This window comes from Gordonia sp. DT30 (genome assembly GCF_049844915.1).
In the GTDB taxonomy this organism is placed as follows: Bacteria; Actinomycetota; Actinomycetes; order Mycobacteriales; family Mycobacteriaceae; genus Gordonia.
Genome location: NZ_JBNCLY010000008.1, coordinates 1 through 13,910 on the forward strand (window position 1 = coordinate 1; position 13,910 = coordinate 13,910).

Sequence of the window (13,910 nt, forward strand, 5' to 3'; positions counted from 1 at the left end):
TAGCTCGACGATCTGCCGGTCACCCTGAAACGTCAACCGGTTGATCGCCCGTTCATTGGCTGCCGCGACCTCCAACAACGACTCATCCGAACACGGCGACAGATCCGTCGAACCCATCTGATCGAGAAGGGCATGCAACAACGTGGCCTGCTCATCCGGTGCGAGCTGCGGAAGCTCAAGAGCCGGGAGGTCGATCGTTGTCATCGTCACCCCCCAGTGAATACGACCAAAGTGAATGCGATCAAACATCAGTTCGTCGCTTGTGTGTTCAAGTCTACACCCGATATGCCCGGTCGGCAAGCAATAATCGAAAATACTTGCGAAGAATGCGCCGGCTCGCGATCCTCAGCGAAGCAGATCGGCCAGTTCGGTCATGGTGTATGGGGCGGTCGATGTGTGCTCACGGTAGGCGATGAGGGTGGGCTGGTGCGGATCATAACGTCCGATGAATCCGCCTGCGGCGGTGAAGGTCTGGCCGGTGATGTCGGCCGCGGCGTCACCGGCGAGGAAGGTGTAGAGCGGCGCGACGTACTCGGGCGGGGCCGGGTCGATGGCGGCATCGCGGGTGAGGTCGTCGAGAATCCCACGCGCGTGCAGGCTCTCGATATGGCGCACGTACTCCGGACCCGATGACAGCCGCGATTTCGCGCCGGGCATCACCACATTGATGCGGACCCCGAGCGGGGCCAGATCACCGGCGGCCGCCGAAGCCAGCGCGGTGACGCCGGCCTTCGCCGCGGGATACCCACTGCCGCCGAAGGTTCCGAGCGCGGCGGCCGATCCGGTGAGCACGATCGCCCCCGAATGTTGTTCGGCGAACACACCTCCGGCGACTTGTGTGAGATGGAAGGCGCTCATCAGGTGGGCGTCGAGCTGCTCACGGAACTCGTCCTCGGTGATCGTCAGCACCGTCGACCCCGGCGGCTCGGCGATGCCCGCGCAGTTGATCGCGATGTCGAGTGCACCGAACTCCGACAGCGCGTCGGCCGCCATCTTCTCGACGACGCGGCGGTCGCCGGCCGAACCGCACACACCGACCGCACGACCACCGCCGCCGACGATCTCGTCGACGGTCGCCGCCACCGCATCCTCGTCGCGGCCGTTGACGACGAGCGACACACCACTACCGGCCAATGCGTACGCCACGGCGAGACCGATGCCGCGGGTCGAGCCCGCGATCATCGCCACCCGCCCGGCGAGACCGAATCCGGCCATCACACCCCGCCGGTGGTGGTCAGTGGCGTGATCGGGATCGAGCGGCCACGGTCGGTGAAGGCGAAGTCGGCGCCGGAACTGAACCGCGCGATGGCCACCTCACCGGACTCTTTCTGCGCCTCGGTGCCCAGACCGAACCGCACCGTCAGTCCCTCCCCGGTCTGCTCGGCCGCCACCACGCTCCAGCGCGGATCGACGGCCACTCCGATCGCCTGCAGCGGTTCGACGTGATCCGCGGTCAGCAGGGTGATCCAGCCGCCGTCGGCGTGGGCGGCCGAATCCGCGGGTATCTCCACGATCACCTCGTCGGCGTCGACGGTTGCCTCGACCCCGGTGTAGCGGCCGGGCCCGAGCACCGGGATCAGGTTGACGACTTGCGCCAGCGCCTGCGCGTCGGTGCCCAGACGTAGTTCCGCGCGCAGCCGGTCCGCCGCCAGTCCGGCGATACCGGTGAACTGTTTGCGGAAGATCTCGGTGGCCTGCTCGCCGGACTCGGCGTACCGGCGCACGCTGAGCCAGAATCCCAGTGCGAGCAATTGATGTTGCAACGCAACCTCTTCGGCGATCCGTGCGAGCGCCGATGCCGACCATTCGGCGAACTGCAGATCGGCCACCAGCGCGCCGCGGTAGTCGACGAGTCCGTCGTCGGCCGTGGCGTCGATGGGTACCAGACCGACCTGGGCGGCGCGGGTGGTGAACATCAGCTCCGCATCCGGTGGCAGCGGCAACTCGTCGCGGTCCGGCTCGATCGTCACGGTCCACGCACAATGCGGATGCCGGTCGGCCGGTCGGCGCGGCGGCCGATGAATGGGACGGATGCGGGCGCGCCGGTTGGTGGCGATCGCGGTCGCGTCGAACGTCGGGTCCTCGATGTCATGGCACATCGCGGTCACGTAGTCGTCGCCCAGCGGCTCCACATCCATCAGCGCACCACAATGGTCGAGCACGAAGGCCCCGTGATCGTGATCGGTGACCTCGTAACGGAAGTCCATGAACTGTGGCGGTGCCCCGATGTCGAGTTGCAGGCACTTGAACATGTCCTCGACGCCGTTCCCGTCGATGCCCAGCGCCGTCCGCATGCGGTGGGTGTAGACGGGGCTGGCGGCCATCCATTCCTCGATGGCCACCTGCGCCATCGTCTCGCGGCCGAAAGCGCCGATCAGGTGGGCCATTCCGCTGCGGTCGATGAGTTGCCCCGACAGCAGCAGTTCGGGGACGAGACCGGCGAGCTGATCACCGGTCAGATCCGAATACGTGTGGGCTGGAGTCGTCATAGTTGATTCTCGGGTCTTCTGCCGGTCACCAGAACGGTACCGGCGCCTTGCCGAACGGGTACCAGCCCGGCTGATCGCCCGTCGCCTTCTCGATCCGCTTGAGCATGCCGTCGCTCATCGCATTGTTCTTGAGCATCTCGATGAACAGCGCCGACACGTTGCCGTAGTCGAAGAAGTCTCGCTGCCAAGAGAATTGGAAATTTCCGGCGTAGCGGAACCAGCTGCCCTGGATGCCTTCGAGCGCGTAATGGGTGCCGTCGTCACGGGTGCCCTCGTAGACCTGCTTCCACAAGCCGATCATCGATCCCGTCTGGTCGTCGATCACCCATTCCTCGTACGGATACTCCCAGCCCTCGAGCCCCTCCATCTCCTGGCCGAGAGCGATTTCGCGGATCTCGTCACGCCCCACCGCCATGAAGTCCTTGTCCGGACCGTAGTTCCACCCGTAGGTGGCGTCCTCGGTGTAGAACTCGGCCAGCGGCCGCCAGTCACCGGCCTTCTCGGCGTCGATGTTGGCCTGCAGCCAGCGCTGCTTCATCTCTTCGAGTTCGGCACGATCAAATGCCATGTCGGTCAACCTCACTTGTCGTCAACTATTCTCAGGGCTTGCGATTCTCAGGGCTTGGGTGGGGCAGTACTGGACTGCGGCGAGGACTTGCTCGCGCAGGCTGTCGTCGGGTTCCTTGTCGAGGATCTCGGCGTGATCGTGGTGGGTCTCGAACACCTCGGGCGCCTCCATCTCGCACATTCCGTGCCCTTGGCACAGGTCGAGATCGATTTCGATACGCATCAGACCTCCTTGTCTGCGGCCCGCCTGCGGTAGCGCACCCGGCATGGCTGGGCGAGCTGCACCACCATCTTCGAGTGATCGTTGCGGTAGGAGTCCGCGGGCTGGGCCATCTCGAATTCGTAGTTCTGGAACAACACCGAGAAGATCGCCTTGAGTTGCATGATCGCGAATTGTGCACCGACGCAACGGTGTCGGCCGGCACCGAACGGAATCCACGTCCACCGGTTCACCAGATCCTCCTGGCGCGGTTTGACGTAGCGATCGGGATCGAAGGTGTCGGGATTCGGGAAGTCCTCGGGCAGCCGGTTGGAGATCGCCGGGGAGACGGCGATCGACTGACCGGCCTTGATCTCGAAGTCCTCGACGTGGAAATCGTTCTGCACCACCCGCATCAGGACGATCAGCGGCGGATGCAGCCGCAGCGCCTCCTTGAGTGCGTTCTCCAGCTTGGGGATCTGACGCATCGCGGCGAACGAGTACTCGGGCCTGCCCTCGCCCCGATCGGCGTAGATGTCGTCGAGTTCCTCGTACACCTGTGTCATGTAGTCCGGATTGCGCAGCAGCTCGATGAGGGTCCACGCGGCGGTGCCCGAGGTGGTGTGGTGACCGGCGAACATCATCGAGATGAACATGCCGGTGATGGTGTCGGCATCGAACCCGACCTGCACCAGCACGTCCATCAGGTCGCGATCGTCTTTGTTCTCGGTCGGATTCGCGATCCGCTCGTTCATCACCCCCTGGATGAACTCGACGAGCTCGGCCCGCGCGGCGTCGCGCTTGCGGAAGCTCTCGATGTCGGCGCGATAGTCGACGTAGGCGATCGGGTCGGTGCCCTTCTCCAGGTCGTGGAAGAGGTGCGCGATGTGCCCGTTGAGCTGTTCGCGGAACCGGCGCCCGATCAGACACGCCGAGCTCGTGTAGAGGGTCAGCTCGGCGAAGAACTCGAGGAGGTCGATCTCCCCCTCGTCGCCCCACTCGGCGATGATGCGCTCGGTCTCGTGCGGGATGGTGATCGCATGCTGCTTCATGTGCGGACCCTTCAGGGCCGCATTGTGAATCGCCTTGGACCGCTCTTCCGGACTGGTGTCGAAGACGACGCCCTCACCGAAGACCGGCGTCATGAACGGGTAGGCGGCCGCCTGGTCCAGGTCCTCCTCGGGTGCGCGGAAGAACTCTTCGTTGGCCACCGCACCGGAGACCAGCACCACCTCCCGGTCGGCGAGCTGGAACTGTCCGACGTCGCCGCATTCCTCACGGATCCGCCAGAACAGTCCGATCGGGTCGGTGGCGAGTTCGTCGAGGTGGCCGTGTTCACCGTCGCCGCCCGACACGCGCTTGGGAGTCGTCAGGGTGGTCATTGTTCGGTTCCTTTCGCAGAACGCTTCTCTCTGGGCAGCGCACCTTCGGCCTCGACCTCCACCGACCGCATGTGCGCGCCGCGGGGCATCGCGACCATCGCGGCGACCGCTTGCGCGATGTGTTCGGGCGCAAGGAAATTGCCGTGGCGGGCCAGCCCGTGTCGGATCCAGTCGTTGAGCATGCCGGTGGTGGCCTCCGGGTCGAGATCCATGCCCATCCCGGTGAGGGTCTGGCCCGGTCGGACCACCCCGGCCCGCACCCCGGTGCCCTCGAGTTCGAGCGCGATGGTGGCGACGAGACCGTCGATGCCGGACTTGGCCGCGACATATGCCGACGACCACGGTCGGGGGTGCACCGCCACATCGGATCCGATGAACACGATGTCGCCGCGGGTGCGCTCGATCATTCCACCGATCACCGCCCGGTACAGGCGGTAGGCGCCGGTGAGGTGAATGTTGATCTGGTCGGCGAATTCCGCCGGCGAGGTCTCGTAGGACAATCCGATCGCCAGGTCACCGGCACCGGCGACGACGATCTCGAGTTCGCCGATCGCGGCCTGCGCCTTGGCGACACAGTCGATCACCGACGCCTCGTCGGTCACATCAAGGGGCACCGCGACTGCCTCGCCGCCGTCCACGGCGATTTTGTCGGCGAGTTCCTGCAGCGTGGTCATCCGGCGGGCGGCGAGCGCGACCGGATGGCCCTGGCGGGCCAGCCATTGCGCCGTCGCGGCGCCGATCCCCGACGACGCGCCGGCGACCAGGACCGGCCGGCGATCGGGATGCGGGAGAAAACTCATCAGCGCACCGTCACTTTCACGGGGAGTTCGGCGAATCCGCGCACGTTCACAGAGTGCACGCGGACCGCGTTGTCGATGTCGATGTCGACGGACTTGATGGACCGCACCACCTCGGCGAGACCGACGTTGGCCTCCAGCCGGGCGAGGTGCGCACCGAGGCAGAAGTGCGTTCCCATCCCGAAACTCATCAGGGCCTGCGCGGTGTCGCGGCCGATCCGGTAGCGGTCGGGATCGTCGAACACATCCTCGTCGCGGTTGGCCGATCCGACGAGCAGCAGCACCCGCTGACCCGCCGGGATGGTGACGTCGCCGTACTCGACGTCGGCGGCCACTCGCCGCAACACCATCTGGGTCGAGTTGTCGTACCGCAGCGTCTCCTCGGTCCACTCCGGCACGAGATCGGTGTCGGTGATGACCCGGGCGAGCTCATCGGGGTTGCGCCATCCCCAATACAGGGCGTTGGCAAGGAGTTTGGTGGTCGTCTCGTTGCCGGCGACGACCATCAGCACCATGAATCCGACGATCTCGTCCTCGGACAGGGTGGTCTTCTCACCGGTGGCGTCGTCGTCGATCTCGGCGGTGATCAGTGCCGACACGAGGTCGTCGCCGAGATTCTTGCGACGTTCGGCGATCAGTGCCGAATAGTACTTGTGCAGTTCGATATACGCATAGACGGCGGCCTCGGGGACGTCGAGTACACCCTCCTCGCGGTGCAGGAGGAGGTCGGATTGCCTGCGCAGGAATGCCCGATCGCTCTCCGGGACGCCGAGGAGCTCGGAGACCACGTCCATCGGCAGCAGCCCGGCGAAGTCGGCAATGTAGTCGAATTCGCGCTTGTCGAGGCATTTGCTCCAGTGCTCGTGGGTCAGCGCGGTGATCCGGCCGGACAGGTCGTTGACGCGGCGTGGGGTGAAACCCTTGCTCACCAGCTTGCGGATCCGCATGTGTTTGGGGTCGTCCATCGCCAGAAACGACATCGACTTGTGTGCGTCGGGGCCGTAGGAGCTGGGGTCGAGCGACACTCCCCACGCGTTGGACAGTCGCGTCGCGTCGCGAAAGGCGCTGCGCACATCGGCGTGCCGGGCAAGTGCCCAGAAATCCATCTCCGAGTTGTAGTAGACGGGCGCCTCGTGACGCAGGCGCGCATAGGTGGGATACGGATCCTCGTGGAAGTCATAGGCATACGGGTCGAACGGGACCCGCTGTTGCATGCCTGCGAGGGCGACGGTGTCTGGCATCAGGACTGCTTCTCCATGAGTAGGTGTGCTGCGGCGACAAGACGTTCGGAGGTCTGCTCGTAGCTGAGGTGCCCCATCCCGGCGTGGACGAGCCCACCGGCGTAGAGCATCTCCAGCGCGTCGACGACGGGGCCCGGGTTCTCGACGCCGACCTCGAGCGCCTCGGCGAGCCGGTGCCGGATGAATCCGCCGATCCGTAGACGCAGGTGTTCGACATCGGGGTCGGTACCCAGCAGCGCCACGGTCACCGCGCCGCCGAGCTGTCCTTCCCCGGCCACCACCAGCGACACGTCGCGCAACACCGCGGCGACCCGATCGCCGGGGTCGAGCGACATGTCCGGCGTCTTGACGCCATCGGCCAGACGACGCCAGAACACCTCGGCCACAAGGTGACTCTTCGACGAGAAGTAGGTGTACGCGGTCGCCGGTGCGACGCCGGCGCGTTTGGCGACGACGCGGACCGTCAGACCATCGAAACCGTCTTCGTTCAGTACGTCGACGGCGGCGTCGGTGAGCCTGGCGACAGTTTCGGCCTGCTGGGCCGAGAGCCGCCGTCGGGTCGATTCCTGGGACACGGGGCTGGACATGTGAGCGACGCTACACTAGCTTTGTACTCGAGTCCAGACACCTGTCCAGATGGAGTTCCAGAACATGTCCCTCAGACCTGCAGCCGCGTCGGATCTACTCATCGACGGCAAGCTGATCCCCGGTGGCGGTGGCACTTTCGATGTCATCAACCCGGCCACCGAAGAAGTCCTCGGCAAGGCCGCCGACGCCGGTGCCGCCGATATGGATGCGGCGATCGCCGCGGCCCGGCGCGCCTTCGACGAGACGGCGTGGTCGCGCGACCACGCCTTGCGGGCCCGGTGCCTGCGGCAGTTGCGCGACGCGCTGCTCGCGCACGCCGACGAGTTGCGGGAGATCACCGTGGCCGAGGTGGGCTGCCCGGTCTTTTTGACCCACGGTCCCCAACTGGAAGGGCCGATCGCCGACCTCGGCTACTTCGCCGATCTCGCCGAGAACTACGAGTGGACACAAGATCTCGGCGAGGCCAAGCCGATGGGACTGCGCAACCACCGGGAACTGCGCAGCGAGGCCGCCGGCGTCGTCGGGGCGATCACCCCGTGGAACTTCCCGCACCAGATCAACTTCGCCAAGATCGGGCCCGCCCTGGCCGCCGGGTGCACCGTCGTGCTCAAACCCGCCCCGGACACCCCGTGGTGCGCGGCCCTGGTCGGCAAGGTGATCGCCGAGGAGACCGACTTCCCGCCCGGCGTCATCAACATCGTCACCTCGAGCGATCACGCACTCGGCGCCCAGCTCGGCAGTGATCCGCGCGTCGACGTCGTCTCCTTCACCGGGTCGACCGCCACCGGCAAGAAGGTGATGGCCGGCGCGGTGGAGTCACTCACCAAGGTGTTCCTCGAACTCGGCGGGAAGTCGGCCTTCGTCGTTCTGGACGACGCCGACCTCGCCGCCGCCTGTTCGATGGCCGCATTCGCGGTCGTCACCCATGCCGGGCAGGGCTGCGCCATCACCACCCGACTGCTCGTGCCGCGTGCGAAGCTCGACGAGGCCATCGCAGCGACCCGCGACAGCCTCGCCGGGCTGGCCGCCGGTGATCCCACCGATCCCGGAACCGTATGCGGCCCAGTGATCTCCGCTCGCCAACGGCAGCGCGTCGAGTCCTACATCGAACTCGCCCGCAGCGAGGGCGGCACCATCGAGACCGGCGGCGGCCGTCCGGCCGACAAGGCGAAAGGCTTCTTCGTCGAACCCACCCTGATCTCCGGGGTGGACAACTCGGCGCGTGTCGCGCAGGAGGAGATCTTCGGCCCCGTTCTGGTGATCCTGCCCCACGACGGCGACGACGACGCCATCCGCATCGCCAACGACTCCCCCTACGGTCTGTCCGGCGCGGTCTGGGGTACCGACGAAGGACGGATCGACCACGTGGTCAACGGAATCCGCACCGGCACCATGTCCGTCAATGGTGGCATCTGGTACTCCGCCGACGTCCCCTTCGGCGGCTACAAGGCGTCGGGCATCGGCCGCGAGATGGGAGTCGCCGGATTCGAGGAGTACCTCGAGACCAAAGCAGTCGCCCGTCCCGCCTAGTGCGCATTCGCACCCGCCGACCACTCCACCAACAGAAAGCAGCACATGACCTCGGCACGTTTCACCGACAAGACCATCATCGTCACCGGCGCCGCCGGCGGCATCGGCGAGGCCTATGCCCGATCGCTGGCCGCCGAGGGCGCGAACGTCGTGGTCGCCGACCTCAACGACGAGGCAGGCGAGAAGGTCGCCGCCGACATCGGCGGACGCTACGTCCACACCGACGTCTCCGATCCCGACTCGGCCGCGGCGCTCGCGAAGACCACCGTCGACGCGTACGGCACCATCGACGGACTGGTCAACAATGCCGCCATCTACGGCGGGATGAAGCTCGACTTCCTCATCACCGTGCCGTGGGATTACTACAAGAAGTTCATGAGCGTCAATCTCGACGGCGCACTGAACGTGACGCGCCAGGTGTATCCGCAGATGACCAATGGTGGCGCGATCGTGAACCAATCCTCCACCGCCGCATGGCTCTACAGCGGATTCTACGGGCTGGCCAAGGTGGGCATCAACGGCCTGACCCAGCAGCTGGCCACCGAACTCGGCGGCCAGAACATCCGCGTCAACGCCATCGCCCCCGGCCCCATCGACACCGAGGCGACCCGCTCCACCACGCCCAAGGAGATGGTCGACGACATCGTGAACCGGTTGCCGCTCAAGCGGTTCGGCACCCCCGAGGATCTCGTCGGCATGTGCCTGTTCCTGCTGTCCGACGAGGCCGGCTGGATCACCGGGCAGATCTTCAACGTCGACGGCGGTCAGGTGATCCGGTCGTGACCGTCGACGCCGGCACACCGGCGCGTCTCGGCTTCGTCGGGCTCGGCAACATCGGTGGACCGATGGCCGGCAGTCTGGCGAAGTGGTCCGGCGGGCTGACCGTCTTCGATCTCGCCGCCGACGCGGTGGCCACATTGGTCGATCAGGGTGCGGCAGCGGCGGATTCACTGGCGGACCTGGCCGCACGCGCCGACATCATCGGCATCTGCGTGCTCGACGACGCGCAGGTACGCACCGTCGTCGCCGGCGAGGGTGGTCTGCTGTCGGCGGCGGCTCCCGGCACGATCATCACCGTGCATTCGACCATCTCCCCCGAGATCGCGAGTGACCTCGCCGACCTCGCGGCGGCGCAGGGCGTCATACTGCTCGACGCGCCGATCTCCGGTGGTGCCCTCGGCGCGGCCGAAGGCCGGCTGGCCATCATGGTCGGTGGCCCGCGTGACGCCTACGAACGGCTGAAAGAACCGTTCGCACTCACCGCCGACATGCTCGTGCACGCCGGAGCCGACGTCGGGGCGGGCACCAAGATGAAGCTGGCCCGCAACCTGCTGCACTTCATCTCGTTCACCGCCACCACCGAGGCGGCGCGCCTGGCCGAATCCGCAGGCATCGACGTCGCCAAGCTCGGCAAGGTGGTTCGGCATACCGACGCGATCACCGGCGGTGCGGGTGCGATCATGCTCCGCGACACCACCGCGGAGATCGCACCGGATGACTTCTGGTACAACATCTTCCGTTCCGTTCGCACCTTGGGCGAGAAAGATCTGTCCCTCGCCCTGGCACTGGCCGACCAACTCGGCGTCGACCTGCCGCTCGGCACGATCGCCCGCCGCGATCTGGCCGGCGCGCTCGGCGTCCCCCATCACGAAGGAGAACAGACCGCATGACCTCCGAGCAACGCCGCCAATCCCTCGACATGATGTCGAAGGTCTACGGCTGGGAGATGTCGGACGGCCCGGGAGACTACTTCGCGCACACCGCAGATCAGGTCTTCGGCGAGGTGTGGTCGCGCGAGGGTCTCTCGATCCGGGACCGGCGGCTGCTGCTCTTCGGTGCGCTCGCTGCGGCCGGACAGATCGACGTCGCCGAGATCCAGGCCTCGTCGGCACTGGCCAACGAGGAGTTCACCCCCGAGCAGCTCGAGGAGATCTCGCTGTTCCTCTGCTATTACGTGGGTTGGCCGCTGGGCACCAAGATGCATTTCATGTTCGGCAAGGTCATCGACAATCATCGCAAGTCCCGCAGCGAATAGCGGTTACAGTCGAGGAATGTCCTCACGGGTGACCTTCACCGAATTGACCGACGGCCATGGCCACACCATTCTCAGTGCCACGCCTGGTCCTGAGCTGGCGGCCCACGGATACGACGAACGCGAATATGCGGCCGCCGGGCGAGCCCGGCGTTACGGCACCGCGTCATCGGGCGAACTCGACGAACTCGCTTCCGCCGACTTCACCACGCGCATACTGGTGCGGCGCCCGCGCGACGACGCCGACTTCAACGGCCACGTCGTCGTCGAGTGGTTCAACGTGTCGAGCGGGATGGATGCGGCGCCCGAATACACCTACCTGGCACCCGAATTCGTGCGCTCGGGATATGCGTGGATAGGGGTGTCGGCGCAATACACCGGCATCGAGGGCGGTGACGGGTCGGTCGGCATGGCCGAGATGGGAATGCGGCTCGCCGACAAGGACCCCGACCGATACGGAACCCTGCACCATCCGGGTGACGGATACAGCTACGACATCTTCGGCAGCATCGGGCTGGCCCTGGCCGGCTCCGATGCGCCCGGTCACCCGCTGACCGGTCTGACGGTGCGCCGACTGCTCGCCGTGGGCGAATCGCAGTCGGCGATGGCCCTGACCACCTACGCCAATCACTTCGCGAACCGGCACAACGCGTTTCATGGCATCCTGATCCACAGTCGGTCGATGGGCGCCCTCCCGTTGGGAGACGCCGGCGGCCCCGTCGACATCGACGAGGCGTATCGGGGAACGCCCGTCCGCATCTCCACCGATCTGGCGATCCCGGTGTTCGTCGTGCAGACCGAGACCGACGTCCTCACCGACTTCCGGTATGTACTGGCACGGCAACCGGATTCGCCACGACTGCGGGTCTGGGAGGTGGCGGGCACGTCGCACGCCGATCACGTCCAGATCGGCGAGTACGAGTCGATGCTCGGCTGCCCGGACCCGGTGAATCGCGGCCAGCAACGGTTCGTCCTGCGCGCCGCTCTGCATCATCTGCGCGGGTGGGTGGACGACGGGACCGAACCACCCACGGCGCCACCGCTACTGGTCACTGATTCCGGTGCGGGGCACCGCTTCGAGCTCGACGAGGTGGGCAACGTACGCGACGGCGTACGCACACCCTGTGTGGATGTGGCGACCCAGGTCCTCAGCGGTGTCGTCGAGGAGCAGGTGCCACGCATCTGCGTGCTGTTCGGCCGCACGACACCATTGCCGCCGACCGTACTCGCCGACCTCTACCCGAACCCCGACGTGTACCTCGAGCAGTACACCGCGGCCGCCGATACGGCCATCGGCGCCGGTTTCGTCCGACCCGACGACCGGGCCGAACTGCTCGCCGACGCACGCACCGATCTGGTGGCCGACGCCGACGCCTTCCGCTAGATTAGAACACGTTCTAGTCTGGTCCCCGGCCATTCGGCCGGACACGATCCGGGAGTCGCCGCATGCAGTTCACCCTCGAGGACATCTCCGACGAGGAGATCGCACGCCGCCGGTCGGTGTACGAGCCGCTCACCGACTCCGTCCGGCAGCTCATCGATGCAGTGATCCGCACCGAGGTGGACGACGACGTCATCACGCAGGCCCGCACCCGCATCGACGAGCTCGTGGCGGACTTGCGGGCCGAGCAGATGGACGGCCCCTACGGGGTGCGCTACACGCCAGAGTTCGTCGGAATGCCTTGGGGCAACGCCGTGGTGGGGTTGCGCAACGCGATCGCCCCGCCACTGCACACCCGCCACGACGGAGACGAGGTGTCGGCGGAATTCACGCTCGGCGCCGCGTATGAGGGACCGGCCGGTCATGTGCACGGCGGTATCTGCGCGATGGTCCTCGATCACGTCCTCGGTGAGGGCGCCAGCATCGACAACGTGCCGTGCTACACCGGCACGATCTCCGTCCGCTATCTGCGGCCGACGCCACTCGGCCCGCTGACCGCGCGCGCATCGATCGTCGCACGCGAGGGCCGCAAGAAGACCGTCCGCGGGACACTGGCCGACGCCGGCGGCATCACCGTCGAGGCCGAAGGTGTGTTCATCGAGCCGCGGAACTGGGCCGGACGGATGCCGCGTGCCGCCGACCACTACCGGCCCGACGTCCCGGACTGACGTGTCGCCGCTCGCGCGAGGCGCGGTAACGTCGAGTCATGGACAGCCCTGTTCCCGATGACCACTCCCCAGACCCGGCTCCGTTCAGCGAAGCTGAGGCGCAACAGGTCCGGACATTGTGGGGCGGGCTGGGATTGCCGGGACTGATCGACGTCCACACCCACTTCATGCCGCGGCCGGTGATGGACAAGGTGTGGGCGTACTTCGATTCCGCCGGTCCACTCATCGGCCGCGAGTGGCCGATCACCTACCGCGCCGACGAGGATGTCCGGGTCGCCGCATTGCAGGCCTTCGGGGTTCGCGCATACTCGTCGCTGGTGTATCCGCACAAGCCGGATATGGCCGAATGGCTCAACGGCTGGGCCGCCGACTTCGCCGCACACCACCCCGATTGCCTGCACACCGCGACGCTCTATCCCGAGGAATCGGCCACCGCGTACGTCTCGCAGTCCATCCAGCGCGGTGCGCGAGTGTTCAAGTGCCACATTCAGGTCGGCGCCTTCTCGCCCCTCGAGCCGCTGCTGGACGGGGTGTGGTCGCAGATCGCCGACGCACAGGTGCCGGTGATCATCCACTGCGGTTCCGGACCGGCCCCCGGCAAGTACACGGGCCCCGAGCCGATTGCCGCACTCCTCGAGCGCTTTCCGTCACTGCCGCTGATCGTCGCGCACATGGGTATGCCCGAATACGCCGAATTCCTCGCCCTGGCAGAGCGCTTCGAGAACGTGCGGCTCGATACCACGATGTCGTTCACCGACTTCTCCGAGGACGGCGCACCATTTCCGGCCCGGTTGCGTCCCCAACTGGCCGAGCTGGGTCGCAAGATCCTGTTCGGCAGCGACTTCCCGAACATTCCCTACCCCTACACGCACGCACTCGACGCGGTGGCCCGGCTCGACCTCGGTGACGACTGGTTGCGCCGGGTGCTGTACACGAATGCGGCAGAGCTGTTCGGGGTCGCTCCGTCGGTCTGACC

15 protein-coding genes and 1 pseudogene are annotated in these 13,910 nt (G+C 66.4%); 7 read left to right on the top strand and 9 right to left on the bottom strand.

Annotation, left to right across the window (positions count from 1 at the left end):
• The 9 genes and pseudogenes from ACLQ3C_RS09680 to ACLQ3C_RS09720 all read right to left on the bottom strand — a co-directional run.
• Positions 1-204 (bottom strand): annotated as a pseudogene (locus ACLQ3C_RS09680) (hypothetical protein); the annotation flags it as partial.
• 141 nt (positions 205-345) lie between these two features.
• Entirely contained in the window at positions 346-1,215 is an 870-nt protein-coding gene (locus tag ACLQ3C_RS09685) for an SDR family NAD(P)-dependent oxidoreductase (protein WP_425704846.1), read from the bottom strand.
• On the bottom strand, positions 1,215-2,489 hold the full coding sequence (locus tag ACLQ3C_RS09690; RefSeq protein WP_425704847.1) for a hypothetical protein: 1,275 nt from the start codon (positions 2,487-2,489) through the stop codon (positions 1,215-1,217). The genes ACLQ3C_RS09685 and ACLQ3C_RS09690 overlap by 1 nt, the downstream gene beginning before the upstream one ends.
• A gap of 25 nt (positions 2,490-2,514) precedes the next feature.
• Positions 2,515-3,057 carry a nuclear transport factor 2 family protein gene (locus tag ACLQ3C_RS09695; protein WP_425704848.1) on the bottom strand — a complete coding sequence of 181 codons (543 nt, stop codon included), beginning with the start codon at positions 3,055-3,057 and terminating at the stop codon, positions 2,515-2,517.
• Positions 3,058-3,078: 21 nt separating this feature from the next.
• Positions 3,079-3,279 (bottom strand): ferredoxin, encoded by a 201-nt coding sequence (locus tag ACLQ3C_RS09700; protein WP_425704849.1) that lies wholly within the window; start codon positions 3,277-3,279, stop codon positions 3,079-3,081.
• Positions 3,279-4,637: a cytochrome P450 gene (locus ACLQ3C_RS09705; protein ID WP_425704850.1), complete on the bottom strand. Its 1,359-nt coding sequence runs from the start codon at positions 4,635-4,637 to the stop codon at positions 3,279-3,281. Before ACLQ3C_RS09705 ends, ACLQ3C_RS09700 begins: the two co-directional genes overlap by 1 nt.
• Entirely contained in the window at positions 4,634-5,437 is an 804-nt protein-coding gene (locus ACLQ3C_RS09710) for an SDR family oxidoreductase (RefSeq protein WP_425704851.1), read from the bottom strand. The genes ACLQ3C_RS09705 and ACLQ3C_RS09710 overlap by 4 nt, the downstream gene beginning before the upstream one ends.
• Positions 5,437-6,675, bottom strand: a complete 1,239-nt coding sequence (locus ACLQ3C_RS09715) for a cytochrome P450 (RefSeq protein WP_425704852.1) — start codon at positions 6,673-6,675, stop codon at positions 5,437-5,439. The genes ACLQ3C_RS09710 and ACLQ3C_RS09715 overlap by 1 nt, the downstream gene beginning before the upstream one ends.
• Positions 6,675-7,262, bottom strand: coding sequence for a TetR/AcrR family transcriptional regulator (locus ACLQ3C_RS09720; RefSeq protein ID WP_425704853.1), 588 nt, complete (start codon positions 7,260-7,262; stop codon positions 6,675-6,677). Before ACLQ3C_RS09720 ends, ACLQ3C_RS09715 begins: the two co-directional genes overlap by 1 nt.
• Positions 7,263-7,326: 64 nt before the next feature.
• Between ACLQ3C_RS09720 and ACLQ3C_RS09725 the strand changes: the two genes are divergently transcribed.
• The 7 genes from ACLQ3C_RS09725 to ACLQ3C_RS09755 all read left to right on the top strand — a co-directional run bounded on the left by ACLQ3C_RS09725 (position 7,327) and on the right by ACLQ3C_RS09755 (position 13,908).
• Positions 7,327-8,793 carry an aldehyde dehydrogenase gene (locus ACLQ3C_RS09725; RefSeq protein WP_425704854.1) on the top strand — a complete coding sequence of 489 codons (1,467 nt, stop codon included), beginning with the start codon at positions 7,327-7,329 and terminating at the stop codon, positions 8,791-8,793.
• 45 nt (positions 8,794-8,838) lie between these two features.
• A complete protein-coding gene (locus ACLQ3C_RS09730) occupies positions 8,839-9,576 on the top strand; it encodes an SDR family oxidoreductase (protein WP_425704855.1) in 738 nt (245 codons plus the stop codon).
• Positions 9,573-10,463, top strand: coding sequence for an NAD(P)-dependent oxidoreductase (locus tag ACLQ3C_RS09735; RefSeq protein WP_425704856.1), 891 nt, complete (start codon positions 9,573-9,575; stop codon positions 10,461-10,463). Before ACLQ3C_RS09730 ends, ACLQ3C_RS09735 begins: the two co-directional genes overlap by 4 nt.
• Positions 10,460-10,828 (top strand): carboxymuconolactone decarboxylase family protein, encoded by a 369-nt coding sequence (locus ACLQ3C_RS09740; RefSeq protein ID WP_425704857.1) that lies wholly within the window; start codon positions 10,460-10,462, stop codon positions 10,826-10,828. Before ACLQ3C_RS09735 ends, ACLQ3C_RS09740 begins: the two co-directional genes overlap by 4 nt.
• 16 nt (positions 10,829-10,844) lie before the next feature.
• Positions 10,845-12,209 (top strand): alpha/beta hydrolase domain-containing protein, encoded by a 1,365-nt coding sequence (locus ACLQ3C_RS09745; protein WP_425704858.1) that lies wholly within the window; start codon positions 10,845-10,847, stop codon positions 12,207-12,209.
• A 62-nt stretch (positions 12,210-12,271) separates the two neighbouring features.
• Complete coding sequence (locus ACLQ3C_RS09750) at positions 12,272-12,934, top strand: PaaI family thioesterase (RefSeq protein WP_425704859.1); 663 nt, start codon at positions 12,272-12,274, stop codon at positions 12,932-12,934.
• A 38-nt stretch (positions 12,935-12,972) separates the two neighbouring features.
• Positions 12,973-13,908, top strand: coding sequence for an amidohydrolase family protein (locus ACLQ3C_RS09755; RefSeq protein ID WP_425704860.1), 936 nt, complete (start codon positions 12,973-12,975; stop codon positions 13,906-13,908).
• Positions 13,909-13,910 lie beyond the last annotated feature (2 nt).